Source organism: Cyclobacterium sp. 10D3-21 (assembly GCF_055809755.1).
In genome coordinates this window covers 5,322,568-5,348,336 of the sequence record NZ_CM147924.1, presented here as the reverse complement: position 1 = coordinate 5,348,336, position 25,769 = coordinate 5,322,568, and the positions used below count along the sequence as shown (strand labels likewise).

Here is a 25,769-nt window from a genome sequence, read left to right as displayed (position 1 = left end):
CTGGCTAAATAAAAAATCATGTACACCCGTTTTGCTAAATTCTTTTACTTCCTGTCGATAGGGATGTTTTTATTCGTTTTCTTATATGCTTATGCCTCAATGCCCGATTTTGCCACCTATGAGCAAAACAGCAAAGGCTTGCCTGTGAAACAATTAGGGAAGGAAAGCTTCTTTTATATCACAGTAATTATATTCTTCGTATACAATGTACTATTGATTATTCCGGGAAAATTGATAGAAATGAAAAGTAATACCTCCCTACAGCGAATTTTCCCAGTAGGTGATATTTATAGAGACCGAATCCTTGCATGGATTTATTCCTTTATCGGAATACTTAATGTATGTACTTGCATCATGGTTTTTTATATTCACAGTCTTACCAACCAAAATGAGATAAGCAGTTCAGAATACAATGTCTTCTTTTATCTTGTGCCCCTATTTTTAATAGTTTGGGTCATGGCACTACTCTTTTTGCTGGTAGGGAAAATGAAACAGGTAAAAACAGGTACAGTTTAAGGTAGAAAATACATAAGATATGGCAGGAAACGTACAATACACCGAAGACAGTATTAAATCCCTTGATTGGAAGGAACATATCCGCCTTAGGCCGGGTATGTATATCGGTAAGCTGGGAGATGGAAGCGCACAGGATGATGGTATATATGTATTGGTAAAGGAAATCCTTGACAATAGCATTGATGAACACATGATGGGCAATGGGCGAACCATAGAGGTGAAGATCAGTGAGCACAAAGTTGAGATCAGAGATTACGGGCGAGGGATCCCTTTGGGGAAAGTGATAGATTGTGTTTCCAAGATCAATACCGGTGGAAAATACGACTCAGGTGCTTTCCAAAAATCTGTAGGCTTAAATGGAGTGGGTACCAAGGCTGTAAATGCATTGTCTGAATATTTTTTGGTTCAATCCTTTAGAGAAGGCCAAACCAAAGCCGCCCAATTCGACAAAGGAGAATTGATTGAAGACCATCCTATAGGAAAAACATCTGAGCGGAATGGTACCAAGATCATTTTCTCTCCGGATTCGTCTGTTTTTAAAAACTACCATTTTATTCCAGAATACCTGGAAAATCAAATTTGGAATTATGCCTTTCTGAATAGTGGGCTTACCATAAATTTTAATGGCGTCAAGTACTTTTCTCAAAATGGACTACTTGATTTATTGGACCGAAAGGTAGATGAAGACAGTAGGAGATATCCTACCATACACCTTAAGGGCAATGATATAGAAATGGCCCTTACGCATACCAATCAATATGGAGAGGAGTATTACTCTTTCGTAAACGGTCAATTTACGACCCAAGGCGGGACTCACCTGGCAGCTTTCAGGGAGTCTATCGTTAAGTCGATCAGAGAATTCTTTAAAAAGGATTTTGATGCGGCCGATATTCGTCAGGGAGTTGTTGCAGCCATAGCGGTAAGGGTGATGGAGCCGGTCTTTGAGTCGCAAACAAAAACCAAGCTGGGTTCCCATAGTGTAGGGCCTGATGGACCTACCTTGCGTACTTTTGTAAATGATTTTGTAAAGGTAGAGCTCGATAATTATCTGCACAAACATCCAGACACCGCCAATGCCATACTCAAGAGAATTCTTCAGTCAGAAAGAGAAAGAAAAGAAATTTCCGGCATAAAGAAGCTGGCCAATGAAAGGGCCAAAAAAGCCAATTTACACAATAAAAAGTTACGCGATTGTCGGGTACATTATGACGACAACAAGGCGAAAGAAGAACAGAAAAATGAAACCATGCTGTTTATAACGGAAGGGGATTCAGCATCCGGTTCTATTACCAAATCTCGTAATGTTCAAACCCAAGCCGTATTTTCCTTGAGAGGTAAGCCGCTAAATTGCTTCGGAATGACCAAAAAGGTGGTATACGAAAATGAGGAATTCAACCTACTCCAGCATGCTCTTAATATAGAGGATGGAATTGAAGGCCTACGTTTTAGGAAAATCGTCATCGCTACTGATGCGGATGTGGATGGTATGCATATTAGGCTTTTAATAATGACCTATTTCTTGCAGTTTTTTCCAGACTTGGTTAAGAATGGGCACCTTTTTATCTTGGATACACCGCTATTTAGAGTGCGGAATAAAAAGGAAACCATTTACTGCTATACCGACGAGGAACGGCAGCGTGCCATTCATAAATTAGGCAAAACATCAGAGATCACTCGATTTAAAGGGCTTGGGGAAATATCTCCAAATGAATTTGGCGCATTCATAGGGGAAAATATCCGACTGGAGCCTATTATTCTTAACAAAGAAACAAAAATTGCGGAGCTACTGGGCTTTTACATGGGTAAGAATACCCCTACAAGACAGGAATTTATAATAAGCCGATTGAAGGTGGAGAAAGACCTGGATCTTGGAGCTGCAGAACAAGGGGATGGAGAAACAGAGGATGAAAAAGAAGTAGCTTGAACCGAAGGCTAAAACAATAGGCGCGTTGCTGTGTTCTAAAAAGCCAGGATAATTTAAGCGGTAGGGAATGGTACCTTTGGAAATTAAAGGGGTAAATTTTAATCCGGATTGTGTTATAGGATTTCCTGAACTTTCTCAGCCCGTCCTGATCTTTCTTCAGGGGAAGTGATTCCATCATGAAATAGATTGTCTATTGCATGTTTCGATTTTAAGCTTTAAAATAAAAAATATCAACTTAATATTTCCGATTCGGAAATAGGATTTAAGTGTTTTTGGATTTTATCTGACTACTTAAACAAAAATGAAGTCAATTCATGAGTGAAGAAAAAGATTTACCAATAGATGGAAACGATGGGTTGCACAATGCTGTCCCTGTTTCTGGAATGTACCAGGATTGGTTTTTGGATTATGCTTCTTATGTTATTTTAGAGCGTGCTGTACCTGCAATAGAGGATGGGTTCAAACCCGTTCAGCGTAGGATAATGCATGCCATGAAAGAAATGGATGATGGCCGTTTCAATAAAGTAGCCAACATCATTGGGCAATCCATGCAATACCATCCCCACGGAGATGCTTCAATTGGAGATGCTATTGTGAATATGGGGCAAAAAGAACTGCTTATAGAAACCCAGGGAAACTGGGGAGATGTAAGAACAGGTGATGGAGCTGCAGCTGCAAGGTATATTGAGGCTCGTTTGTCCAAATTTGCCCTTGAGGTAGTATTTAATCCACAAACTACCGAATGGCAACTGTCCTATGATGGAAGAAAAAAAGAACCCGTAACCCTCCCGGTTAAATTCCCCTTGTTATTGGCCCAGGGAGTGGAAGGTATCGCTGTGGGATTGAGTACAAAAATTCTACCACATAATTTTTGCGAATTAATTGAAGGCTCTATCCAAATTCTTAAAGGAAAGAAAACCAATATATTGCCTGATTTTCATACTGGAGGTTTTGCAGACTTTACTGAGTACAATGAAGGGTTGCGTGGAGGCAAAATAAAAGTCAGAGCAAAGATTGAAGAAGACGATAACAGAACGCTATTGATCAAGGAGATTCCATTTGGAACCACCACCAACTCCTTGATAGATTCTATCATTAAGGCCAATGACAAAGGCAAGATCAAGATCAAAAAGGTTGTAGACAACACCGCAAAGGATGTGGAGGTAATGATCCAGCTTGCTCCAGGTCAGTCACCTAACATGACCATTGATGCGCTCTATGCTTTTACCGATTGTGAAGTCAGTATATCACCCAATGCCTGTGTCATCATTGCAGACAAACCGGTCTTTCTGAAGGTCAACCAAATTTTGGAAACCAATACCTTTCAGACCAAGGATCTGTTGAACAAGGAATTGGAGATTCGGAGAAATGAATTATTGGAGAAGTTGCTTTTTTCTTCCCTGGAAAAAATATTCATAGAAAATAGAATTTACCGAGACATAGAGGAGTGTGAAACCTGGGAAGCAGTTATTGACACAATAGACCTTGGATTGGAACCTTTCAAGCCGCAGTTTTATAGAGAAATCACGAGAGATGATATAATTCGCTTGACGGAAATAAAGATCAAACGTATTTCAAAGTTTGATACTTTTAAGGCCGATGAGTTGATGCGAAAGCTTAACGAGGAATTAGAGGAAGTAAACCATCACTTGGAAAACCTGACAGATTATGCCATTCAGTATTATAAAAACCTATTGGCTAAATATGGCAAAGGTAGGGAACGGAAAACAGAAGCCAGGACTTTTGATACAATAGCAGCCAATGTAGTGGCAGCAAACAATGCCAAATTATATGTCAACAGGGCAGATGGATTTGTGGGGCATGGTTTGAAGAAAGATGAGTTTGTCTGCGATTGTTCAGATCTGGATGACATCATCATATTCAGACGGGACGGAGTCTGTGTGGTCACCAAGATCCAGGACAAAGGTTTTGTAGGTAAAGACATTATCCATGTGGCAGTCTTTAGAAAAGGGGACGAAAGGATGGTCTATAATTTAATCTATCTGGATGGAGGTTCAGGAAGAACCATGATCAAACGTTTCCAGGTGCTGAGTGTCACCAGAGACAGGGAATACGTACTCACCAAAGGTACCAAAGGGTCTAAAGTACTTTATTTCACAGCAAATGCAAATGGAGAGGCAGAGATCATTACTGTATTTTTAACTGCAGGTGCCAAAGCGAGAGTCAAGGTCTTTGATTTTGATTTCAAGGATTTGGAGATCAAGGGCAGAGGAGCCAATGGAAATATACTTACCAAATATCCGGTTAGAAAAATTCAGCTTAAGATGGAAGGAGTCTCCACTTTGGGCGGATTGAATATTTATTTCGATCCCTCTGTGGGAAGACTGAACACAGATGAAAGAGGTAATCTGGTTGGTAATTTCTTAGGGGAAGACAAAGTATTGGTCTTTTACAAAGATGGAAGTTATGAATTGACAAGTTTTGAATTGACCAATAGGTTTGATGCAGAAAACCTATTGCTAATAGAAAAATACGATCCTGAGAGTGTGGTATCCTCCATTTATTATGATGGGGTGCACAAGATGTACTACGTGAAAAGGTTTGTTATCGAAACCTCTACACTGAATAAAAAATTCAATTTTATCACTGATCATAAGCAATCTAAACTAACCGTAGTATCAACTGAAAAACAACCTCAGGTCAAAGTCAAGCTTAAGCTTGACGATGAAATAGAGGAAAAAGTGTATGACATGGATATGCTAATCGATGTAAAGGGATGGAAATCCGTAGGGAATCGATTAAGTAATCATAAGGTGACTGGTATAGAATTAGTGGAGACTGTAAAACCAGAAAAGAAAGCTGAAGACCCTAACCAGGGGAAGGAAATAGAGGGATCGAAAGATGCTGCAGAAGATGATGATGACAAGGAACAATTAGGTTTGTTTTAACCCTGATCCGTTATGGAGAGACTGGACAAAGATGAACTGGCCTTTTTAAACTACCTTTCTGATTATGTTACTCCACATAAAAAGGAGTTGATAAATAAGGTGTTGGGAAAGAGGACTCGGTACATTACCCTGGTATTGGAAAACATCTATAAACCACACAATGCTTCAGCCGTTCTCAGGACGGCTGATTGCTTTGGTATTCAGGATGTTCACCTCATTGACGGTAACGACAGCTATGAAGTAAATCCTTATGTGACCAGGGGTGCGGCTCAGTGGGTAGATTTACACAAATACGACAATGCTTCGGGGAATGCCCAAGCAGAGTGTTATCGACAGCTTAGACAAAAGGGTTATAAGATATTTGCGACAAGCCCCAGGGAAGGAAGTTTACCACTTCGAGAGTTGCCCACTGACCAGCCGATAGCACTGGTTTTTGGCAATGAACATGAAGGGGTTAGCAATGAAGCCATAGCCGCCGCAGACGGGCTGATTCATATCCCTATGAAAGGCTTTACCGAAAGTTTTAATATCTCTGTAAGTGCCGCCATTTGTCTCTATGCACTCCAGGAGAAAATGGAAGGCAGATCAATCGAGAATTATTACCTCAATGAGGAAGAAAAAACCGAGCTAAAATACCAATGGTATCAGGACATTGTCAAGCATTCCGCAGCCCATAAGCGGGAATTTTTCAAGAAATAATCGATTAATATTGAGATGGTATTGCCTATTTTGGCAAATACTTTATTTCCGTTTAGATCGCATGGCTTTAACTTTTTCGATGGATTTATCCGCTATGAACCTGGCGTATTCTATCGTTTCCATGCCAAATAGGGCAACTTTCCCTTCCTCATTACTGTGAATTCCAAAACCGTATCGCTTGGTTAAAGGAGAAGCACGAAAACAGGGCTGACCTTTGGAGAAAAATTGCGTACGGGCCTCTTGGTATTCATCTTGCATCAATTCATTCTTATTGGCAAAAATCTCAAAAAATACCTCATCAGAAGTGTATTTGTAGGGGTTTTTGTTCAACATCTCAAATTGCCTGTTGGCAACAGATTTTTTATCTCCTTTTAGTGGTGGCATTTCGCTCATATCCACGGGACAATCCTCCGCCACTTCTATGAAAGTGTTTTTGTAATTTGTCGTATGTATTTTCATTAATATGCTGGGGTTTTTAGTGGAGACCTAACAATGGGAAATCTTCAATTTATTTGAAATGAGTGTCTTAAGCGTTAATAGTTTAGAACTAAATTACATGTTTTTTTTCAATATACAGATTCGTTGTTTTTATTTCTAAACCCAACTGAAAAAGAAATTCGGTTCGTAAGAAAATGGTGTGATTGCCATCAAATAAGGTAGGAGAAGACCAAGGCCCAGTGTCAAAAGCAGCTGTAATTTGCAAACAATTTTAGCTTGTTAATAACAGTTATAAATTACAGTTTGGCCTACATTTTGGGTAATGTATTATCACTCAATGGAAGCTTTAAAATAAGATTTTTGAGTGGAAGAGAATAGAATTTACTTTGGCACAGTTCCAAAGCCAAAAGATTAGGTAGTGATACCCTTTTATTTACCCTGTCGAATTTGCATATTTGCAGTCCATAAATCAGGGAAATCCCTTACTTTTGGTGGACTTTGCTAAAATCGCAGGTTGCCAGGCAATTATTAAGAAGAGGCTTTGGTAAAATGTGGTTTGATAATAGCAGCTATAAACAGCTTATATAGTGTTTATAGCCATAAAAACCTTGGTTTTGGTAAAAAGTGAGTTTAAAAGCACCTGTTTGTAAAGGTGATTTATCATAAATAAATTGAATGCATGTCAAGTATTGATAATGAGATTAAAGTAACATTTCCTGATAAATCTGTCAGGCAGTTTTATAAAGGAGTAACCAGTTTAGAGATTGCGGCCAGCATCAGTGAAGGATTGGCTAGAAATGTATTGGCAGCCAAGGTCAATGGTGAGATATGGGATGCCACGCGGCCTATTGATCAAGATGTAAGTATTGAATTGCTAACATGGAATGATGGTGGAGGAAAATCCACCTTTTGGCATTCTTCCGCCCACTTATTAGCAGAAGCCTTAGAGGCGCTTTATCCTGGCGTGAAATTAGGAATTGGACCTCCTATAGAAAATGGATTTTATTACGATGTTGATTTTGGTGATAAAACTTTAGAGGGCGCTGAGCTTGAAAAGATAGAGGCCAAAATGATAGAGTTGGCGCGTCAAAAAAATGAGTATGTCAGAAAAGACATTTCGAAGAAAGACGCAATAGCTTATTATGAAGAAAAAGGGGATGAGTACAAGCTAGACCTTTTAGAAAGGCTTGATGATGGTACCATTACTTTTTATGAGCAAGGTGGATTTACGGATTTGTGTAGAGGACCACATATACCCCATACTGGGTTTGTGAAAGCGGTGAAATTGCTTAACATAGCAGGAGCTTATTGGAGAGGGGACGAAAAGAACAAAATGCTAACCCGTATTTATGGCATAACTTTTCCAAAGGCAAAAGAGCTAAAGGAATACCTTTTTTTACTTGAAGAAGCTAAAAAGAGGGACCATAGAAAACTGGGTAGAGAGCTAGAGTTGTTTACCTTTTCAGAGAAAGTTGGAATGGGCTTGCCATTGTGGCTTCCTAAGGGTACTCTTTTGAGGGAAAGGCTAGTTGCTTTTCTTAAAAAAGAACAGGATCACTCTGGTTACCAGCAGGTAATAACCCCTCATATTGGGCACAAGGCTTTGTATGAGACCTCGGGTCATTATGAGAAATATGGCAAGGATTCCTTTCAGCCAATAACCACCCCACATGAAGGGGAGGAGTTTTTATTGAAGCCGATGAACTGCCCTCACCACTGTGAGATTTATAAATACAAGCCACGGTCTTACAAAGACCTTCCTGTAAGGTATGCCGAGTTTGGTACCGTTTATAGGTATGAGCAAAGCGGTGAACTACATGGTTTGACCAGGGTTCGTGGCTTTACGCAAGATGACGCTCACATATTTTGTAGGCAAGATCAGGTTAAAGAAGAATTTATTAAAGTTATCGACTTGGTTTTGTATGTTTTCAAAGCCCTTGGTTTTGAAAACTATACAGCGCAGATATCCCTAAGAGATCCAGACAATATGGATAAATACATAGGTGAAGAAGCGGTGTGGAACATGGCAGAACAAGCGATTATTGAGGCCGCCGAAGAGAAAGGTCTGGATACGGTGACAGAAACAGGAGAAGCTGCTTTTTATGGTCCAAAGCTGGATTTCATGGTCAAGGATGCTCTTGGCAGAAGTTGGCAATTGGGAACCATTCAGGTAGATTATCAGTTACCGGAACGGTTTGAGTTGGAATATACTGGCTCAGACAATCAAAAACATAGGCCTGTGATGATACACAGGGCACCATTTGGTTCTTTGGAGCGGTTTGTTGCCGTTTTGATTGAGCACTGTGCAGGTAATTTTCCGCTTTGGTTGGCTCCAGAGCAATTGATCATATTGCCAATATCCGAAAAGTATGCCGAATATGCAGTTAAAGTAAAAGCACTTTTGGATGACAATGGGATTACTGGAGATATTGACAATAGGGATGAGAAAATTGGCAGGAAGATTAGAGATGCAGAAGTGAAAAAGATTCCATTTATGGTAATCGTAGGGGAGAAAGAACAAGAAGAAAATAAATTATCCCTTCGAAAACATGGTGAAGGAGATATTGGAACTTTCGAATTGAGCGCATTTGTAGACTTCTTTCAAGGAATTATTAAGGATTCATTGAATAAATAACAAGAATATAATTTGTTGATTTTTAATATTTGAAAAATTATTAGATATTTGCAAATTGAAACTTTAAAAAACAACCATAACTATTTTGAGAGGAAAAAGAACGTATACTCCGAGACAAGAGGAACCATATAAAGTAAATTCAAAAATTAGGGCCAGAGAGGTCAGGGTTGTAGGAGATTTTGTAGAGGGAGGTAACGCGGTAATGGCTACTGATAAAGCAGTAATCCTAGCCGAAGAAAATGGGCTTGATCTCGTTGAAATTTCTCCTTCCGCTTCACCACCAGTTTGTAAGGTGATTGATTATGCTAAGTTTAAATACGAACAAAAGAAAAAGCAAAAAGAGATCAAATCCAATGCAGCCAAAACTGTAGTGAAAGAAATTAGATTTGGTCCCAATACAGATGATCATGATTTTGATTTTAAATTAAAGCATGCTATCAACTTTCTTAAAGATGGAGCAAAAGTTAAGGCTTATGTCCATTTTGTTGGTCGTACTATTGTTTTCAAGGAGAGAGGGGAGATGCTTTTATTGAAATTTGCACAGGCGCTTGAAGATTACGGTCAAGTAGAACAACTCCCTAAGATGGAGGGAAAAAGAATGAACATATTTGTTTCTCCAAAAGCAGGCAAAAAATAATTCAACTAATATATATACGGTAATGCCAAAAGTTAAAACAAAATCAAGTGCTAAGAAAAGGTTCAAGCTTTCTGGGTCTGGAAAGATCAGAAGGAAGCATGCTTTCAAAAGCCACATTTTGACTAAAAAGTCTACCAAAAGGAAGAGAAATCTTACCCAAATGGGAGAAGTACACGAGTCAGATGAGGGAAGAGTAAAAGCAATGCTTAGAATCTAATCAAAAAATTCATCAGGTTATTTAATTCACCAGGCCTTTGGTTTACAAGCCTTTTCAGAAACACTGAAAGCACCAAAAGTCAAAAACTAAAAAAAAATGCCAAGATCGGTCAATTCAGTAGCTTCAAGAGCTAGGAGAAAAAAAGTATTAAAAGCCACCAAAGGTTATTTCGGAAGAGGTAAAAACGTTTGGACAGTAGCAAAGAACAAGTATGAAAAAGGACTTCAATATGCTTACAGGGATAGAAAAGTAAAGAAAAGAGAATTCAGAGCACTTTGGATTCAAAGAATCAATGCAGGAGCCAGACAATATGGTGTAAACTACTCTCAGTTTATGGGAATGTTGAAAAAAGCAGAGATTGATCTTAACAGAAAAGTGCTTGCAGATCTTGCAATGAATCATCCTGTTGCTTTTAAGGCTATCATTGAAAAAGTAAAATAAGAATAGTACAAGCGATATTGAAAAACCCTCTTTGGAGGGTTTTTTTATGCCCTCATTTTTTTAAAAGAGGTTTATTTTTTGAAATTTTCCTTATATTACTTTTGGTTTAACTATCTTTTGGAAGGTGAATGGCTGGACCCAAATAATAACAAGGATTGAGAAGGGAACAGGTATTATTCATTAACCTGCAATTCCTTGGGTATGGTTTTAATTTTGAGCGATATAAGAGGGGGGAGTGCATAAAAAAAGGCCTCTTAAATTAAGAGACCTTTTTGTTGGTAGCGAGGAGGGGAGTTGAACCCCTGACCTCAGGGTTATGAATCCTGCGCTCTAACCATCTGAGCTACCTCGCCAATTGGGAATGCAAATATGTGAGTATAATCCTTGAATTGCAAATCAAGGACCTAAAAATTATTACTTTTTATAACAAGAAACACAAAGGCCATGGAGAAAATTAAATTTGTTTCAGATTATCAGATAAATAGCTCCAAAAAGATTATTTATCCATATTTAAGTTCTGCCAGTGGTTTGTCCCAATGGTTTGCCGATGATGTGGTAATAAATGAGGATAAAGTCTATAATTTCATTTATGACGGGGAGAATCATTATGCACGAGCTGTAATCATGCGGCTAAATCACCACGTCAAATTTGAATTCTTTGAGCCCGGTGAAGAAGAAGATACAGAAGTGGACCACCCTTTCATTGAATTTCGACTTGATGAAAATGAATTGACCCAAACTTTTTACTTGCGAGTGAGTGAATATGGTGATGCCTACGATGAGCAGGAACAGCAATCAATTTGGGAGGGATTAATCGGCTCACTTAAAGAGATAATTGGAGGATAAAATGCGTTATAATTATCATTTTTAACATAATATGTTCAATTTTGCTTCGTCTTTAAACTGGGTGTAACGCTGAGATTTATTGGTTGCATCGCGTTTACTTGAGAATTAGGTTGTCAAGGGTAGGTTCGAGCGAAGCATTGTTAAGCAGATTCCCAAATATCAACGAAAGACTGATTTTGAGACAATTTCTACACACTTATAAAATGGCAATTGTCTAGGTCGTGTTAATAAATGAAAAGTAAAGGCATTTGATGAAAAAATTAGATAAGCTAGTATTGGGGTCATTCCTCAGTCCTTTCCTGCTTACTTTTATCGTGGTAGATTTTATTTTGCTCACGGTAAATATGCTTAAATATTTTGATGAGATTTTTGGTAAGGACCTGCCCTTTATGGTGTATATGGAACTTATTGGCTATTTCGTTATAAGCATATCCCCAATGGCACTTCCATTGGCGGTATTGCTTTCTTCCTTAATGACTTTTGGCAATCTGGGAGAGCATTTTGAATTGACAGCCATAAAAAGCAGTGGCATCTCCCTAAATAGGACGATGCTTCCAATAGGAGTGTTTGTAGCCATGGTTACGGTGATGGCATTTTTGTCCAATAATTTCATTGTTCCCCGTGTAAATCTCAAAACCTTCAGTTTGTTGTATGATATTCGGATGAAATCTCCGGCCTTTGATATCAAAGAAGGGGTATTTTATAATGGGATTCCTGGCTATAGCATCAAAGTGAATGCTAAACTGGATGAAGTCCGCCTCAAAGAGGTGCTTATCTACGATCATACTTCAGGCCAAGGAAATCTACACGTGATTACTGCCGATTCAGGAAGGATGGAACCCTTCTTTAATGACCGGTACATAATGTTGACCTTGTACCAAGGCAATAGCTACCAGGAACAAACTGGAAGAAGAGGAGGGCGTGATGTTCCACAGGCGTTTAGCAGGAATAAATTTGAAACCAATAAAATGGTTTTTAGCCTAGATGCTTTTGACCTCAAAAGAACGCCGGAAAATTTGTGGTCCAACAGTAAATCCATTAAGAATATTGGCGAAATAAGGGTGGATCTTGATTCCATGGATAGAGAGCTTAACCATTGGTACTATTTTAATTATGCCAATACTGAAGCCTCCTATAACTATTTTGGAAGGTCCAGGAAGTTGGTTCCTCCAAAAGAAATTGTGGATAAAAAGATGGAAACCGATTCACTCAAAAATCTAAAGTACCTCGCTGAGCAGCAGAACGATGAAAATGGTCAACCTATTAATCCCGAAAGCCAGGCCAATTCGACCGCTTCAAATGCATCAATTGCCTCCGACAGTGCCAAGCAGACCTTAGCTGACACCTCTAAAACCAAAGCAGACACTTCTTTAACATCGAAAGGTCAAAAAAATGATGCTCAAAAACTTACTACGGATATCAAACCTCTTGGCCAGTCAAATGATAGTTCGGGGAATTTAGTGGTAAATGAGAAGCGTGATAATCCTGATTTGAGGGAGATTAACAAAAATAGTGCTTTGAAAACCGAAAAGCCGGCACTACAAGACCTATCCGCTGCGCAGGAAAAGCGCTTGGATTCCTTGCTCTTGACGCCACGCTACAGCACTTCCATGGCTTCAGTAGGGCTGACTACAGCCAGGAACATAAAGAATAATTTTACTACCAATAAAGCCCGAATCAATGAAGTGATGCGGAATTACCGAAATTTTAAAGTTGCCTGGTACCAGAAATACACCCAGTCTTTGGCTTGCTTTGTAATGTTTATGATAGGAGCTCCCTTGGGGGCTATTATAAAAAAAGGGGGGCTAGGGATGCCTGTATTGTTGTCAATTATCTTCTTCATCATGTATTATATGTTGACCATTACAGGCGAAAAGTGGGCAAAGGAAGGATTGTCAGACCCCTTGTTTGGCACTTTCTTCTCCAACCTTGCGTTGATTCCTTTTGGGCTGTTTTTTCTAAGGCAGGCACGGAAAGATGCACGTTTATTTGAACCAGATTTTTATCAAGGATTTTGGGAAAAGCTGGTTAAATTTTATCAACAAAAGGTTCGGAGAAAAAAGTTAAAAGAAGATGTTTTATAATTTGGAATAAAACAGCTACCTTTGGCTCTGTTTTAAAAAATTTAACAACATATTTGACTAAGCATGTATTTAGCGAAAGAAGAAAAAGTAGAACTATTCCAAAATCATGGTCGGTTGAAGTCAGAAACTGATACAGGGTCTCCTGAATCACAAATTGCCCTGTTTACTTACAGGATCAAGCACCTGACTGAACACTTGAAGACCAACAAAAAAGACCATTCAAGTAGAAAAGGTTTGTTGAAACTAGTAGGTAAAAGAAGAAGTTTGCTCAATTACCTGATCAAGATAGATATTGAGAGATACAGAAATGTAATCGCTGACCTCGGTATCCGTAAATAATAACTTGTAGGGTTCCTTGTTTTAAGGAACCTTACTTTTTTACTTCCTTCTGTTATTAAGCCTTATTTTTAAAACTATACACTTTACATACTCAAAAGTATATGTTACCAAATACAATTTCAAAAACTATCACTCTTGAAGATGGTAGGGAAATAATCATTGAGACAGGTGCATTGGCCAAACAGGCTGATGGTGCTGTCATAATTAAGATGGGCAAAGCTATTCTATTAGCTACCGTAGTAACTAAAAAAGAAGCAGGTGACGGGGTAGATTTTCTGCCGATGTCTGTTGATTATCAGGAGAAATTCGCTTCTTCAGGTAAAATACCTGGAGGATTTTTAAAAAGAGAAGGAAGATTATCTGATTACGAAATTTTGATCAGTAGAATGGTTGACAGAGCCATCAGGCCTATTTTTCCTGACGACTACCATGCTGACACCAATATTAGCATCACCTTGATGTCTTATGATGAAGATGTGTTGCCAGATTGTCTAGCGGGATTAGCTGCCTCAGCAGCATTAGCTGTCTCAGACATACCTTTCAATGGACCTATTTCAGAAGTAAGGGTAGCTAAAATTGATGGTAAACTTTTCATCAATCCTAAGCCATCTGATTTGGAGAAGGCTTCTTTGGAGTTGATCGTTGCAGGTTCTGAGGAATTCATCCTTATGGTAGAAGGTGAAGGTGATGAAGTTTCAGAAGATGAAATGGTTGAAGCCTTACAATTTGGCCATGAAGAAATCAAAAAGCATTGTAAAGTTCAAAAAGAACTGACGAAGCTGGTTGGAAAAGAAGAAAAAAGAGCTTACAGTCATGAAGTAAATGACGAAGCTTTATTTGATAAAATTAAGGCAGATGTTTATGACAGCTTGTATGAAGTGGTCAGCAGACAGATAGCCAATAAGCAGCAACGTTCGGACCTTACAAAAGCCATAAAAGATGGGTTTATAGAAAGTTTGGGTGAAGATCATGAATATGATGAAAGACTTATCAGTAAGTATTTTGGTAAAGTTTATAAAGAAGCGGCAAGAAATTTCACATTAATTGAGAAAAAGAGACTTGACGGTAGAAATCCTGACGAAATCAGACCTATTTGGTCTGTAGTTGATTACCTGCCTTCAGCGCATGGGTCTGCAATTTTTACCAGAGGTGAAACCCAATCCATTACTACTTGTACTTTAGGTACTAAGCTTGATGAGCAAATGGTAGATGGAGCAGTTTTGTCAGGTTACAACAAGTTCTTTTTACATTATAACTTCCCAGGTTTCAGTACAGGTGAGGTGAAAATGAACAGGGGACCAGGAAGAAGAGAAGTAGGACATGGTAACCTAGCCATGAGAGCACTTAAAAAAGTTTTGCCAGCTCCTGCTGACAATCCATATACTATTCGTATCGTTTCTGACATATTAGAATCAAATGGTTCCTCCTCTATGGCTACAGTCTGTGCAGGATCATTGGCCCTAATGGATGCAGGTATTGCGATCAAAAGCCCGGTAACAGGAATTGCTATGGGTATGATCTCTGATACAAAGACAGGTAATTATACCATCTTGTCTGATATCTTGGGTGATGAAGATCATTTGGGAGATATGGACTTTAAAGTGACGGGTACTGCGAATGGAATCACAGCTTGTCAGATGGACCTTAAAGTAGAAGGTCTTGACTATGAAGTGCTCAAGGAAGCGCTTTATCAAGCTAGGAAGGGTAGACTTCATATACTTGATGAAATCAACAAAACACTTCCAACAGCCAGACCAGAATTCAAACCACATACGCCAAGATCTTATAACATGATGATTCCTAAGGAATTAATCGGAGCTGTTATTGGACCCGGAGGTAAAGTGATTCAAGAGATTCAAAAAGATTCAGGTGCCACTATCATCATAGAGGAAGTGGACAATATGGGAAAAATAAATATTTTCTCCAATAACCAGGACTCCATGGATGCCGCTATTGCAAGACTTAAAGCAATCGTAGCACAGCCTGAAATAGGGGAAACCTATACTGGGAAAGTAAAAAATATTATGCCGTTTGGCGCCTTTGTGGAATTTATGCCTGGAAAGGATGGCTTGTTGCATATTTCTGAGATCAAGTGGGAAAGACTTGAGTCTATGGATGGAGTTTTAGAATCTGGCGAGGAAATTGCTGTGAAACTGATTGATGTAGATAGAAAAACAGGAAAATACAAATTGTCCAGAAAAGCATTGTTGCCTAAGCCACAAAGAAAGGACTAGTAAGCTGGAAGTATTCTGAATAATAGCTCATATTTTAAAAAATGAACTATTATTCAGGAAACATCTGTTATCAATGCGTTAAAAAATAATCAATAAAATTGAATGAGGCAGCTTAAAATCAGTAAACAGATTACCAACAGAGAAAGTCAATCTCTGGATAAATACCTTCAAGAGATAGGTAAGGTAGATTTATTGACAGCGGATGAAGAAGTGGTTTTGGCCAAAAGGATCCGTGAAGGAGACCAGTTGGCCTTGGAGAAATTAACCAAAGCCAATCTTAGATTTGTTGTCTCCGTTGCCAAGCAATATCAAAATCAAGGTTTATCACTGGGTGACTTGATCAACGAGGGTAACCTTGGTTTGATTAAAGCAGCCCAAAGATTTGATGAAACCAGGGGTTTTAAATTTATTTCTTATGCTGTATGGTGGATTCGTCAGTCCATTCTCCAAGCATTGGCAGAGCAATCCAGAATTGTAAGACTTCCGCTAAACAGAGTGGGTTCACTTAACAAGATCAGTAAAACATTCTCTGAACTTGAACAAAAGTTTGAACGGGAGCCTTCACCTGAAGAGCTCGCAGAAGTACTTGAAGTGACTGCAGGAGAAGTAGTGGATACCATGAAAATTTCTGGAAGACATGTGTCTATGGATGCTCCTTTTGTACAAGGAGAGGAAAATAGCCTGCTAGATGTTTTGGAAAATGATGGAGAAACCAAACCAGATGATGGTTTGATGAATGACTCCTTGAGAAAAGAAGTCCAAAGGGCATTGTCTACGCTTACCCAAAGGGAAGCTGATGTCATCACCCTATATTTTGGATTGAATGGAGAACATGCAATGACTTTGGAAGAAATCGGCGAGAAGTTTAATCTTACCCGTGAAAGGGTTAGACAGATTAAAGAGAAAGCGATCAGACGACTAAGACATACCAGCAGAAGTAAAACTTTGAAGCCTTATCTGGGGTAAATTATTAGAGACAAAGTAGAAAATTTAAAAAAGGGCGCTTTGCCCTTTTTTTATATCCAACAAAAAAATATTCGAGAGAGTAAACTTTTTTGTTTTTCTATGGCGTTAGTATTCGAAAGAATTTCATTTTCGAGTTATAGTGAATAATATATAAAGCAATGAACAAGGAAACAGAAAACATAAAAGTTCTCATTATTGGGTCAGGTCCAGCAGGCTATACTGCTGCTATTTATGCTTCACGAGCAGGACTTTCTCCAGTAATGTATACAGGTGTTCAGCCTGGAGGGCAGCTTACCATTACCAATGACGTGGAAAACTATCCTGGTTATCCTGACGGGGTAATGGGGCCTCAAATGATGGAAGACTTCAGAAAACAAGCAGAACGTTTCGGAACGGACGTAAGGTATGGAGTAGTGACAGCTATGGATGCTAGCGAAAGGCCCTTTAAAGTTACTGTTGACGGAAATAAAACAATTATAGCTGAAACTGTCATTATTTCCACTGGTGCTTCTGCCAAGTGGTTGGGGATAGAAAGTGAAACCAGACTTAATGGTAAAGGGGTTTCTGCTTGTGCTGTTTGTGATGGCTTCTTTTTCAGAGGAAAAGATGTTGCCATTGTAGGTGGAGGAGATACGGCCTGTGAAGAGGCCAGCTATTTGTCCAATATCTGTAAGAAAGTTTACATGATTGTTAGAAGAGATGAACTTCGTGCTTCTCAAATCATGCAAAATAGGGTTATGAAAAACCCAAAAATTGAAATTCTTTGGAACCATGAAACGGAAGAAATTCTTGGTGAAGAGGAAGTAATTGGTGCCAAAGTTAAGAACAGAATTTCGGGCGAAGAGCGTATTTTGGATGTAGAAGGCTTTTTCGTAGCAATAGGCCATCAGCCAAATACATCGGTTTTTGTCAACCAAATTGATACAGATGAAAACGGTTATATTTTAACTAAACCTGGAACTACAACTACCAATGTTGAGGGCGTTTTTGCTTGTGGAGATGCACAAGATCATGAATACCGCCAGGCAGTAACCGCTGCAGGTACTGGCTGTATGGCAGCCCTGGATGCAGAAAGGTTTTTGGCTTCCCAAGAATAGTACTGAGTCCATATGATTCTAAAAGAACGATGGTTCCTCGTGTTTCTAATTTGGACCTCCTTCACCTTTAATGTCACAGCACAGCAAAGAAAAGTAGATAAACAGAACAGTGGTCTTGTAGAACAGTCTCTTTCGGTACCTTCAGGCGCCGTCCTTTTCGACGCTGATCAATACAGAAGTGAGCTTGAGAAAGCAACCGATGCCCTGATATTCAAAGGTGAACTCGATCTAAAGAAGCGCTTATCATTGGTAAGTGAAAGCAATGATTCTTTTATCTGGGCGCCTACCCATGTGATGGTGGAAGTGGAAGAAAAAGTATTAATAGATAGTATTTGGATTACAGCATATGAATATTATGGTCTCTGGGACAGTCATAAAATCAATAGTTATGACTTTGATCCGAGAGAATTAAAGGATACCATACCTGTTAATTTGTACAATTCCTTGTATGGTTCCGGATGGAGTGCTCCTTTGGAACAAACCAAAATCAATTCTGATTTTGGTAGACGGCATTATCGCTGGCACCATGGCACTGACCTGAAATTAAACACTGGTGATTCCGTGAGGTCTGCATTTGACGGTATAGTCCGCATTACTTCTTATGAGAGGTATGGTTACGGCCACTATGTTGTGGTAAGACATAGAAATGGACTTGAAACCTTATATGGCCACCTTTCTAAAAAGGTAGTAAAGGTTGGGCAAGAGATAAGAGCTGGTGAGGTTATTGGATTAGGAGGAAGCACTGGCAGAAGTACAGGACCTCACCTTCATTTTGAAGTTCGCTATAAGGGGCTTTCAATTAACCCTATCGAAATTTTTGATTTTGATATTGGGAGGATTAGAGCACCAATCTATAACATAACTGCCAAAAGCTTTGATCATGAAATAAAGATGCGTGAGGCCGTCTACCACCGAATAAGGAGTGGAGACAATCTTTCACTGATAGCGCAACGGTATGGGGTTAGGGTGAGTCAGATTACCAGGTTAAACGGAATAAGCACCAGGACCATATTGCGAATTGGGAAACGATTACAAATTCAATGAGAACTTTAGAATTCATTTTAAATTAAGAAAAAATGAAATTGGATATTTTGGCCATAGCTGCTCATCCTGATGATATAGAGCTTGCTTGCAGTGGTACTTTAGCATCGCATAGGGACAAAGGATACAGGGTTGGTATATTAGATCTCACCAAGGGCGAAATGGGTACCAGGGGCACGCCTGAAATACGTTTGCAGGAATCTGACGTTTCGGCAAAAATTCTTGGACTTAGCGCCAGAGAAAACTTAGGTTTTAAGGACATCTATTTCAAAGATGATTCGGATCATCAGATAGCGATTGCCAGGGTGATACGTAAGTATCAACCAGAAATAGTGCTGGCCAATGCAGTTGAGGACAGGCATCCCGACCATGGTAAAGGAGGTAGTTTGGCATCACATGCTTGTTTTATTAGTGGTCTGAGGAAATTGGAAACCGAACTAGATGGTGTTTCTCAAGAACCCTGGCGACCAAAATATATTTACCATTATATTCAAAATCAATACCTTGAACCAGACCTGGTTGTGGATGTTTCTGATTATTGGGAGATCAAAAAAAACAGTATACTGGCATTTAAATCTCAATTCCATGATCCGAATTCTAGTGAACCGGAAAGTTTTATTTCCAGTCCTGAATTTCTTGATTTCATTGAAGCCAGGTCCCGTGAATTGGGACATAAGATCAATGTGAAGTTTGGAGAAGGTTTTACAGTAGAAAGGGTAGCAGGAGTTAAAGATCTTTTTGACCTTATTTGACCCCAGAATAGCAACGATTGGCCATTTAATAAAGTGATGAAATCATCACAATATCAGCCAATCGTTGCTATTTTTGCTTTTGTTTGGGAAATTTGTTTTAGTCAGTGCATTGCCTTATTATTTTTTAATTAGGTTCCTTTTCCCAAGGTATAGTGGGAAATGCAATCAGGGTGCCAAGCGCTCCATTGTCCATTCTGAATTGTTATCTTTGATGCTATAAAATACCCTGTCATGCAGTCTTGCCGGTCTACCTTGCCAAAACTCAATGGAAGTGGGTGAAAGGCGGTAACCTCCCCAGTTTTCAGGTCGAATTATTGGCTCAGATTTAAATCTTTTTTCTATTTCCTGCTGTCTTTCCTCTAAGTAAGAGCGATCCGGAATAACTTCACTTTGTGGGCTGGTCCAAGCACCTATTTGACTTTGCACAGGTCTGCTCTTGAAGTATTCGTCAGACTCTTCAGCTGAAGTTTTAGCGACGATACCTTCTATTCTCACTTGTCTTTCTAATTCAGGCCAGAAAAAGGTTAGAGAAGCGGCAGGGTTTTTGGAAAGGTGGCGACCTTTGTGGCTGGAGTAGTTGGTGAAAAAAACAAATCCCTCATCTGCACCTTTTAGCAGGACAATTCTGCCAGAAGGGTTTCCGTTATCATTTATAGTGCAAAGGTGCATTGCAGTTGGTTCATTGACTTGAGCTGTAATTGCCTCAGATAGCCATACTTTGAATTGTTCCAAAGGGTCTGAATTTATCTCATTTAAATTCAATTTCTTAGAAGAATATTCTATTCTTATGTCTGCTAATTTCATTTTATTATGATTTATTGCCGAAATTTAAGTTTGGAATGCAAATATATTGGTTTTAAATATTTTTGCTTTATATTAATGCCTCATATAAACCGATTTTGATGGATGATATGTCCAATATAGCCCCACAATCTGGGAGTTTGTTGATTTCCGATCCTTTCCTACAAGATGAGAATTTTGTGAGGTCAGTTGTGCTATTGTGTGAAAATAATGAAATGGGATCCTTTGGTTTGGTGCTAAATAAGATGTCTATTTTTAAATTAGAGGAACTTCTGGAAGATTGTGATTTAGATAAGGAGGTTTATGTTGGAGGTCCTGTAGAACAAAATACCCTCCATTTTATCTATCACGGAGAGCAGGTATTGGAAGATAGTGTTTCGCTAGGGGAGCACCTTTGGTGGGGAGGAGATTTCACGGAATTAATAGGGAAAAACAAATTAGGCTTAGTTGATATTTCAGATTTTAGATTTTTCTTAGGTTATTCAGGCTGGGAAAATGGACAATTAAAAGAAGAATTGATAGATAATACATGGATTGTTTGTGATAATAGCCATGCTAAAAACATCTTTACGGTTGCACCTGACGATTTATGGAGGGTTATTTTGAAGAATATGGGAGGTGATTTCCAAGTATTAGCAAATTATCCGATTGACCCAAGGCTTAATTAGCTCAAATTTGCTACTTTTGCTTAGTATGGTTTGAATTACGCATGAATATTTTAAATATTATGGATAAGGATAAAGAAATGTCTGAAAATGCAGACAAGGTTACTGACGAATTGGCGAATAGCCAAAAATCAGGAGAAGAAGCATCTGCCGAAAAAAAGGAAGTACCCACCAGTGATGCTATAGACGAAGATTCAACAACTGATCAGGAGAGTGAGGAGGTAGTAACCGAAACGCCTACTCTATCTAATGAGGTTCCAGATGAAAAGGAGGATAAAATGCCTTCTGAAGATAAGGATAAGCCTGTTGAAGCGGAGTCTTCAAAAAGCACAACTGAGCCTGAGGCCCCAACTGAAGTGGTTGTTGCCAATAAGGAAGAGTCGGATGAGAATGAGGAAGAGGAAGAGGAATTTGATTTCCATAATTTTACTAAAACCCAACTTATCAAAACCCTTAAAGATTTTGTAAACGAGCAACATTTTGTTCGGAGGGATGCGTTGGTTCAAGAAATAAAAAACCAATACGACGAATACTTTGCAAAGGAACGAGAACAAGCTCTGGAGCAATACCTGAAAGAAGGTGGAGAAAAAGATGGCTTTGCCTATAGGGGCACAGATCAAGACAAGGAGTTCTTTGCTTCCTATCAGCTTTTCAGAGAAAAAAAACAGCAGCAGTTTAAAGACCTGGAACGTTCTAAAGAAAAGAATGCCAGTGATAAAAACCAGATTCTTGATCAATTGAGGGCTATTGTAGATGGCGAAGAGACGACCAATAGTATAGAGACGATCAAAAAGATCCAGGATGAATGGAAAAATATAGGGCCGGTTCCCCATAGTCAAAACAAAAATCTTTGGGCTTCTTATAATGCCTTAATGGATAGGTTTTATGACAACCGTAGTATTTATTTTGAATTAAAAGAACTGGACAGGAAAAAGAATCTTGACAGTAAATTGGAACTTTGTCTTAAGGCAGAAGCACTGTCGGAGGTAGAAGATGTGAAGGATGCGATAAAAAGCCTGAATGACCTTCATGAAGAATTCAAACATATCGGCCCAGTACCTAGAGAAGAACAAGAAGCTTTGTGGCAACGGTTTAAAGGTGCTTCCGATGCAGTGTACAATAAACGGAAAGCCTATTATGACAGTCAAAGGGAAGTTTTCAAAGCCAATCAGGTATTGAAAGAAAAGCTTATCGAAAAACTGGATACTTTCAAAACTTTCAAAGCGGACAAAATTCGGGATTGGAATACCAAAACCAAAGAGATTCTTGCCTTACAAAAAGAGTGGGAAGGTATTGGACCAGTGCCTAGAGAAGCAGGAAAAGAAATTAATAAATCTTTTTGGGGTCTTTTTAAGCAGTTTTTCCACCATAAAAATCTATTCTTTAAAGAGCTTGATGAAATAAGACTACAAAACAAAGAGAAGGCAGAAAAGCTGATTCAAAGTGCTGAAGGCTTTTTGGATAGTACCGATTGGAAAAACGCTTCCAACGAACTGATCCAATTGCAAAAAGAATGGAAAGAGCTAGGTCCAATGCCTGAAAAATTCAGGGATGACCTGTATAGCCGTTTCAAAAAGGCCTGTGATACCTTCTTCGATAGTAGGAGGAATGCCAATAAAGAAACGAATAAAGCATTTGAAGATAACCTGGAAGAGAAAGAGAAGATTTGTCAGGCAATTTCGGATGCCGCTAAAGATGAAAACCAGGCAAGTTCAGAAAACTTAGAGAAACTTATCCAGCAATTCAATGAAATTGGTTTTGTTCCTAGAAAGAACATGAAGGAAGTTTCTGCGAAATTCAATGATGCAGTAAATGAGTACGTATCCAAATTAGAGTTGGAAGGAGAGAGCAAAGATGATTTCTTGTTCAGGCTGAACCTAAATAAACTCCAAACCGATCCAAATAGCGTTAAAGTGCTTAATAAGAAAGAGCATGGAATTCGCAGACAAATCACCGATTTAGAAAATAACATTACCCTGTGGAGAAATAACCTTGAGTTTTTTGCCGCTTCTAAGACAGCAGATAAATTGAAAGACCAATTTGATGAAAAGATTGAGAAGGCGGAACAAGAGGTGGAGAAATTGAAGAAGAAGCTTTCAATTATACGTGAATTTTAATTCCTTCACTATGAGTAAAATAGCTATTTTGGTTAAAATTTGTCACCAAAAACTTTGATTTCCTAAGTCTATAAAACTATATTTGCACTCGCAATCAGGGAAAAAGTCTTCCTGATGTCACTTTTAAAAGAGTGTTTGTATATAGAAGCCTCCTTAGCTCAGCTGGTAGAGCAACTGACTTGTAATCAGTAGGTCGTTGGTTCGATCCCGACAGGAGGCTCTTGATTATCAAGCCCTTACGAGAAATATCTTGTAAGGGCTTTTTTGTTTGCACGTCATTTGCATAACAACTTTTTCTTAACTGCTTTTTACGTATAAAAAAAGGCTTCTACATATTCAAGAAGTCTTAAATAAGGTACTGATTCCTAATTTTTCCATTTTTTAATGCACAGCAAATTCAATCCTAGTAAATAGGAATTGGATTTTAGGTCATTGGATGCATCATAAACCTTTGAATTTTGTCAATAAAATTCCCCCATAAAATGGACGGTTGTTAATTCGAATTTACTAACTTTAAATTCAACCTTTCACTGTGAAAATTAGCGTATTTAGCGACAATGAAACCATCATTGCTCTCAAGGAAAAGGATTGGTGAGGAAAGTAGGAGAACTATCAATGGTACTGGGTACCGACAAGAGCACATTTTACAACAGGTGTAAAAAGTAGGGAACAGCAAAAGCTCAAAAAACTTTAAGATGGCAATAATAAGCTTATACAAAAGTAGGCTGAAGCTAACCTTGTCTGATAATAAAATACTAAAAGATATATTGTCCAAAAAGTGATAAAACCTTCTGATAAGATAGTCAGGGCAAAAGGGCTCATCCAGGAATATTTATTCCTTTATTTCCCGAACCTGTGAGATTGAATGGAGCACGTCAAAGCGTTTTGCCTTGGCAAAACGATTGTCAGTGAGGTTGTCGACAATCTGACCGAACGATTATTATCTTATCTGCTCCACCACCTAGAAACAACTATAAATAAAGCAAATGTTAAGCGCGATCGCAAAATTTATATTCTTCCTTACCACCTGTATAGTCATTGGCTGTAAAGATAGAGGCATTGTTGAAAGTGAATCTTTCTCAGTAGAACTAGAAACAATCACGAAGGGAAATGAAAAGGAATTTACATGGACACATGCACGTTCAGCAGTCATACCATCTGATCCGCTTAGGGTGATTACGACAATGTCGCAGACCCTCAAAACTGGCTCAGATGTTTACCATGATTTGTATCAAGTCCAAAGCGAGGATTTGGGCAAAACCTGGTCTGAACCTGAAGCAATACCTTCTTTGTCAATAATTGAACAAGACAGTGGATATCGATCTGTAGTGGATATGTGGCCTCAGTGGCATTCCAAAACTAATAAAGTGGTAAACATAGGCACTTCTCCCTTTTATTCTAACGAAAGAACACACGACGGTTGGAAAAAGGAGGTAGTATATGCCCATTTTGATCCAGCCACAGCACAATGGAGTTCTCCAAAATTCTTGGAACTTCCTGAAAAAGATCATGAAGGAAAGCTTTTAATGGCACCTGCTGCCGGTAGTGCTCAATGGCTTGAATTGCCTGATGGAGATATTCTCTTACCGATATTTTATTTTAAGGTTACCGAGGAACAGGCTACTTTGGCTTTGACTAACCCAGAGGAGGCCTTTAGTATTAGCAATTTGATGGAAAGTGATGATTTTGGGTTTAGTACCACTGTTGTTCGATGTACTTTTGATGGTGAAAACTTGATTTATAAAGCACATGGAGATGAATTAATACTTCAGCAGGGGAGGGGAATATATGAACCCTCCATTGCCTCTTTTAAGGGAGAATATTATCTAACAATGCGTAGTGATAAGAGTGCCTATGTATCCAAAAGCAAAGATGGACTGCATTTTAGTTCTCCTAAGGAATGGACCTTCAACGATAATTCTATTTTGGGTAGTTATAACACGCAACAACATTGGGTGAGTCATAGTGACGCCTTATATCTGGTATATACCCGAAAGGGAGCTGATAACGATGAGGTTTTTCGTCATAGAGCACCACTTTTTATGGCACAGGTAGATACTGATAACCTTCAGGTAATCCGTGATACGGAGCAAGTAATAGTGCCTAACAGGGGAGTAGCTTTAGGTAATTTTGGAATAATGAAGGTCAATCAGGACGAAACCTGGGTTACTGTTGCCGAATACATGAGAGGAGAAGAAAATGTTGCCGCAGACAATAGCGTTTTTATGGCTAAAATTCTATGGAAGCACCCAAATAACAATTCAGAATAGACCTTCTTCTGGCTTTACAGTTCTGCTTAAACTATATTCATTCTGTCAATGATTGTTGAAGCTTGAACAAAACGGAAGCAAGTATTCTTTTTTTATTTGTAGCACTAAGTTTTAATTTGCCTCTCCATTTAAAAAATGGAG

Annotated in this window: 21 protein-coding genes and 2 tRNA genes; 20 read left to right on the top strand and 3 right to left on the bottom strand. The window is 38.8% G+C overall.

Annotated features, from left to right (window positions below):
* The first annotated feature begins 18 nt into the window (after positions 1 to 18).
* The 4 genes from AC0L7T_RS20620 to AC0L7T_RS20605 all read left to right on the top strand — a co-directional run bounded on the left by AC0L7T_RS20620 (position 19) and on the right by AC0L7T_RS20605 (position 6,048).
* Positions 19 to 516, top strand: a complete 498-nt coding sequence (locus tag AC0L7T_RS20620; RefSeq protein WP_473338055.1) for a DNA topoisomerase IV — start codon at positions 19 to 21, stop codon at positions 514 to 516.
* Between the two features lie 19 nt (positions 517 to 535).
* Positions 536 to 2,440, top strand: a complete 1,905-nt coding sequence (locus AC0L7T_RS20615; protein ID WP_473338053.1) for a DNA topoisomerase IV subunit B — start codon at positions 536 to 538, stop codon at positions 2,438 to 2,440.
* 314 nt (positions 2,441 to 2,754) lie between these two features.
* Positions 2,755 to 5,349 (top strand): DNA gyrase/topoisomerase IV subunit A, encoded by a 2,595-nt coding sequence (locus AC0L7T_RS20610; RefSeq protein ID WP_473338050.1) that lies wholly within the window; start codon positions 2,755 to 2,757, stop codon positions 5,347 to 5,349.
* A gap of 12 nt (positions 5,350 to 5,361) precedes the next feature.
* Positions 5,362 to 6,048 carry a TrmH family RNA methyltransferase gene (locus tag AC0L7T_RS20605; RefSeq protein WP_473338048.1) on the top strand — a complete coding sequence of 229 codons (687 nt, stop codon included), beginning with the start codon at positions 5,362 to 5,364 and terminating at the stop codon, positions 6,046 to 6,048.
* 42 nt (positions 6,049 to 6,090) lie between these two features.
* Here the strand turns inward: AC0L7T_RS20605 and AC0L7T_RS20600 are convergent, their stop codons facing one another.
* Complete coding sequence (locus tag AC0L7T_RS20600; protein WP_473338046.1) at positions 6,091 to 6,507, bottom strand: DUF6157 family protein; 417 nt, start codon at positions 6,505 to 6,507, stop codon at positions 6,091 to 6,093.
* A 658-nt stretch (positions 6,508 to 7,165) separates the two neighbouring features.
* Here AC0L7T_RS20600 and thrS point away from each other — a divergent pair.
* The 4 genes from thrS (at position 7,166) to rplT (ending at position 10,416) form a co-directional block, all read left to right on the top strand.
* A complete protein-coding gene (gene thrS / locus AC0L7T_RS20595; protein ID WP_473338044.1) occupies positions 7,166 to 9,121 on the top strand; it encodes a threonine--tRNA ligase in 1,956 nt (651 codons plus the stop codon).
* 85 nt (positions 9,122 to 9,206) lie between these two features.
* Positions 9,207 to 9,758, top strand: a complete 552-nt coding sequence (gene infC / locus AC0L7T_RS20590; protein ID WP_473338043.1) for a translation initiation factor IF-3 — start codon at positions 9,207 to 9,209, stop codon at positions 9,756 to 9,758.
* A 22-nt stretch (positions 9,759 to 9,780) separates the two neighbouring features.
* Positions 9,781 to 9,975 carry a 50S ribosomal protein L35 gene (gene rpmI, locus AC0L7T_RS20585; RefSeq protein ID WP_473338041.1) on the top strand — a complete coding sequence of 65 codons (195 nt, stop codon included), beginning with the start codon at positions 9,781 to 9,783 and terminating at the stop codon, positions 9,973 to 9,975.
* A gap of 96 nt (positions 9,976 to 10,071) precedes the next feature.
* Positions 10,072 to 10,416 (top strand): 50S ribosomal protein L20, encoded by a 345-nt coding sequence (gene rplT / locus AC0L7T_RS20580; protein ID WP_473338040.1) that lies wholly within the window; start codon positions 10,072 to 10,074, stop codon positions 10,414 to 10,416.
* 276 nt (positions 10,417 to 10,692) lie between these two features.
* On the opposite strand, the gene AC0L7T_RS20575 is transcribed toward rplT, so the two are convergent.
* Positions 10,693 to 10,769, bottom strand: a tRNA-Met gene (locus AC0L7T_RS20575).
* A 91-nt stretch (positions 10,770 to 10,860) separates the two neighbouring features.
* Here AC0L7T_RS20575 and AC0L7T_RS20570 point away from each other — a divergent pair.
* From AC0L7T_RS20570 to bshB1, 8 genes are all read left to right on the top strand, one after another.
* Positions 10,861 to 11,262 (top strand): START-like domain-containing protein, encoded by a 402-nt coding sequence (locus AC0L7T_RS20570; protein WP_473338038.1) that lies wholly within the window; start codon positions 10,861 to 10,863, stop codon positions 11,260 to 11,262.
* A gap of 251 nt (positions 11,263 to 11,513) precedes the next feature.
* The gene (locus tag AC0L7T_RS20565) at positions 11,514 to 13,346 is read left to right on the top strand and encodes an LptF/LptG family permease (protein WP_473338036.1); all 1,833 of its coding nucleotides are present in this window, start codon (positions 11,514 to 11,516) and stop codon (positions 13,344 to 13,346) included.
* Positions 13,347 to 13,409: 63 nt separating this feature from the next.
* Positions 13,410 to 13,685 carry a 30S ribosomal protein S15 gene (rpsO, locus tag AC0L7T_RS20560; protein ID WP_020893017.1) on the top strand — a complete coding sequence of 92 codons (276 nt, stop codon included), beginning with the start codon at positions 13,410 to 13,412 and terminating at the stop codon, positions 13,683 to 13,685.
* A gap of 101 nt (positions 13,686 to 13,786) precedes the next feature.
* Positions 13,787 to 15,919 carry a polyribonucleotide nucleotidyltransferase gene (pnp, locus tag AC0L7T_RS20555; protein ID WP_473338034.1) on the top strand — a complete coding sequence of 711 codons (2,133 nt, stop codon included), beginning with the start codon at positions 13,787 to 13,789 and terminating at the stop codon, positions 15,917 to 15,919.
* Positions 15,920 to 16,021: 102 nt separating this feature from the next.
* Positions 16,022 to 16,885: a sigma-70 family RNA polymerase sigma factor gene (locus tag AC0L7T_RS20550; RefSeq protein WP_010853621.1), complete on the top strand. Its 864-nt coding sequence runs from the start codon at positions 16,022 to 16,024 to the stop codon at positions 16,883 to 16,885.
* A gap of 158 nt (positions 16,886 to 17,043) precedes the next feature.
* Positions 17,044 to 17,982, top strand: a complete 939-nt coding sequence (trxB, locus tag AC0L7T_RS20545; protein WP_473338031.1) for a thioredoxin-disulfide reductase — start codon at positions 17,044 to 17,046, stop codon at positions 17,980 to 17,982.
* A gap of 12 nt (positions 17,983 to 17,994) precedes the next feature.
* The gene (locus AC0L7T_RS20540; protein ID WP_473338029.1) at positions 17,995 to 19,026 is read left to right on the top strand and encodes a peptidoglycan DD-metalloendopeptidase family protein; all 1,032 of its coding nucleotides are present in this window, start codon (positions 17,995 to 17,997) and stop codon (positions 19,024 to 19,026) included.
* Between the two features lie 32 nt (positions 19,027 to 19,058).
* Positions 19,059 to 19,775: a bacillithiol biosynthesis deacetylase BshB1 gene (bshB1, locus tag AC0L7T_RS20535; RefSeq protein WP_473338028.1), complete on the top strand. Its 717-nt coding sequence runs from the start codon at positions 19,059 to 19,061 to the stop codon at positions 19,773 to 19,775.
* A gap of 165 nt (positions 19,776 to 19,940) precedes the next feature.
* Here bshB1 and pdxH read toward each other — a convergent pair whose 3' ends face one another.
* Positions 19,941 to 20,579 (bottom strand): pyridoxamine 5'-phosphate oxidase, encoded by a 639-nt coding sequence (gene pdxH, locus AC0L7T_RS20530; RefSeq protein ID WP_473338027.1) that lies wholly within the window; start codon positions 20,577 to 20,579, stop codon positions 19,941 to 19,943.
* 98 nt (positions 20,580 to 20,677) lie between these two features.
* Between pdxH and AC0L7T_RS20525 the strand changes: the two genes are divergently transcribed.
* The 4 genes from AC0L7T_RS20525 (at position 20,678) to AC0L7T_RS20510 (ending at position 25,628) form a co-directional block, all read left to right on the top strand.
* On the top strand, positions 20,678 to 21,244 hold the full coding sequence (locus AC0L7T_RS20525; protein WP_473338025.1) for a YqgE/AlgH family protein: 567 nt from the start codon (positions 20,678 to 20,680) through the stop codon (positions 21,242 to 21,244).
* Positions 21,245 to 21,303: 59 nt separating this feature from the next.
* Positions 21,304 to 23,358, top strand: coding sequence for a DUF349 domain-containing protein (locus AC0L7T_RS20520; protein ID WP_473338023.1), 2,055 nt, complete (start codon positions 21,304 to 21,306; stop codon positions 23,356 to 23,358).
* Positions 23,359 to 23,505: 147 nt separating this feature from the next.
* A tRNA-Thr gene (locus tag AC0L7T_RS20515) sits at positions 23,506 to 23,578 on the top strand.
* Positions 23,579 to 24,344: 766 nt separating this feature from the next.
* On the top strand, positions 24,345 to 25,628 hold the full coding sequence (locus AC0L7T_RS20510) for a sialidase family protein (protein WP_473338021.1): 1,284 nt from the start codon (positions 24,345 to 24,347) through the stop codon (positions 25,626 to 25,628).
* Positions 25,629 to 25,769 lie beyond the last annotated feature (141 nt).

Coding starts and splice junctions, on each gene's coding strand:
- AC0L7T_RS20550 (WP_010853621.1), top strand. CDS start 16,022: ATGAGGCAGCTTAAAATCAGTAAACAGATTACCAACAGAGAAAGTCAA.
- AC0L7T_RS20540 (WP_473338029.1), top strand. CDS start 17,995: ATGATTCTAAAAGAACGATGGTTCCTCGTGTTTCTAATTTGGACCTCC.
- rpmI (WP_473338041.1), top strand. CDS start 9,781: ATGCCAAAAGTTAAAACAAAATCAAGTGCTAAGAAAAGGTTCAAGCTT.
- trxB (WP_473338031.1), top strand. CDS start 17,044: ATGAACAAGGAAACAGAAAACATAAAAGTTCTCATTATTGGGTCAGGT.
- AC0L7T_RS20600 (WP_473338046.1), bottom strand. CDS start 6,507: ATGAAAATACATACGACAAATTACAAAAACACTTTCATAGAAGTGGCG.
- AC0L7T_RS20570 (WP_473338038.1), top strand. CDS start 10,861: ATGGAGAAAATTAAATTTGTTTCAGATTATCAGATAAATAGCTCCAAA.
- AC0L7T_RS20620 (WP_473338055.1), top strand. CDS start 19: ATGTACACCCGTTTTGCTAAATTCTTTTACTTCCTGTCGATAGGGATG.
- AC0L7T_RS20615 (WP_473338053.1), top strand. CDS start 536: ATGGCAGGAAACGTACAATACACCGAAGACAGTATTAAATCCCTTGAT.
- AC0L7T_RS20525 (WP_473338025.1), top strand. CDS start 20,678: ATGGATGATATGTCCAATATAGCCCCACAATCTGGGAGTTTGTTGATT.
- pnp (WP_473338034.1), top strand. CDS start 13,787: ATGTTACCAAATACAATTTCAAAAACTATCACTCTTGAAGATGGTAGG.
- thrS (WP_473338044.1), top strand. CDS start 7,166: ATGTCAAGTATTGATAATGAGATTAAAGTAACATTTCCTGATAAATCT.
- AC0L7T_RS20510 (WP_473338021.1), top strand. CDS start 24,345: ATGTTAAGCGCGATCGCAAAATTTATATTCTTCCTTACCACCTGTATA.
- bshB1 (WP_473338028.1), top strand. CDS start 19,059: ATGAAATTGGATATTTTGGCCATAGCTGCTCATCCTGATGATATAGAG.
- AC0L7T_RS20605 (WP_473338048.1), top strand. CDS start 5,362: ATGGAGAGACTGGACAAAGATGAACTGGCCTTTTTAAACTACCTTTCT.
- rplT (WP_473338040.1), top strand. CDS start 10,072: ATGCCAAGATCGGTCAATTCAGTAGCTTCAAGAGCTAGGAGAAAAAAA.
- pdxH (WP_473338027.1), bottom strand. CDS start 20,579: ATGAAATTAGCAGACATAAGAATAGAATATTCTTCTAAGAAATTGAAT.
- AC0L7T_RS20565 (WP_473338036.1), top strand. CDS start 11,514: ATGAAAAAATTAGATAAGCTAGTATTGGGGTCATTCCTCAGTCCTTTC.
- rpsO (WP_020893017.1), top strand. CDS start 13,410: ATGTATTTAGCGAAAGAAGAAAAAGTAGAACTATTCCAAAATCATGGT.
- AC0L7T_RS20610 (WP_473338050.1), top strand. CDS start 2,755: ATGAGTGAAGAAAAAGATTTACCAATAGATGGAAACGATGGGTTGCAC.
- AC0L7T_RS20520 (WP_473338023.1), top strand. CDS start 21,304: ATGGATAAGGATAAAGAAATGTCTGAAAATGCAGACAAGGTTACTGAC.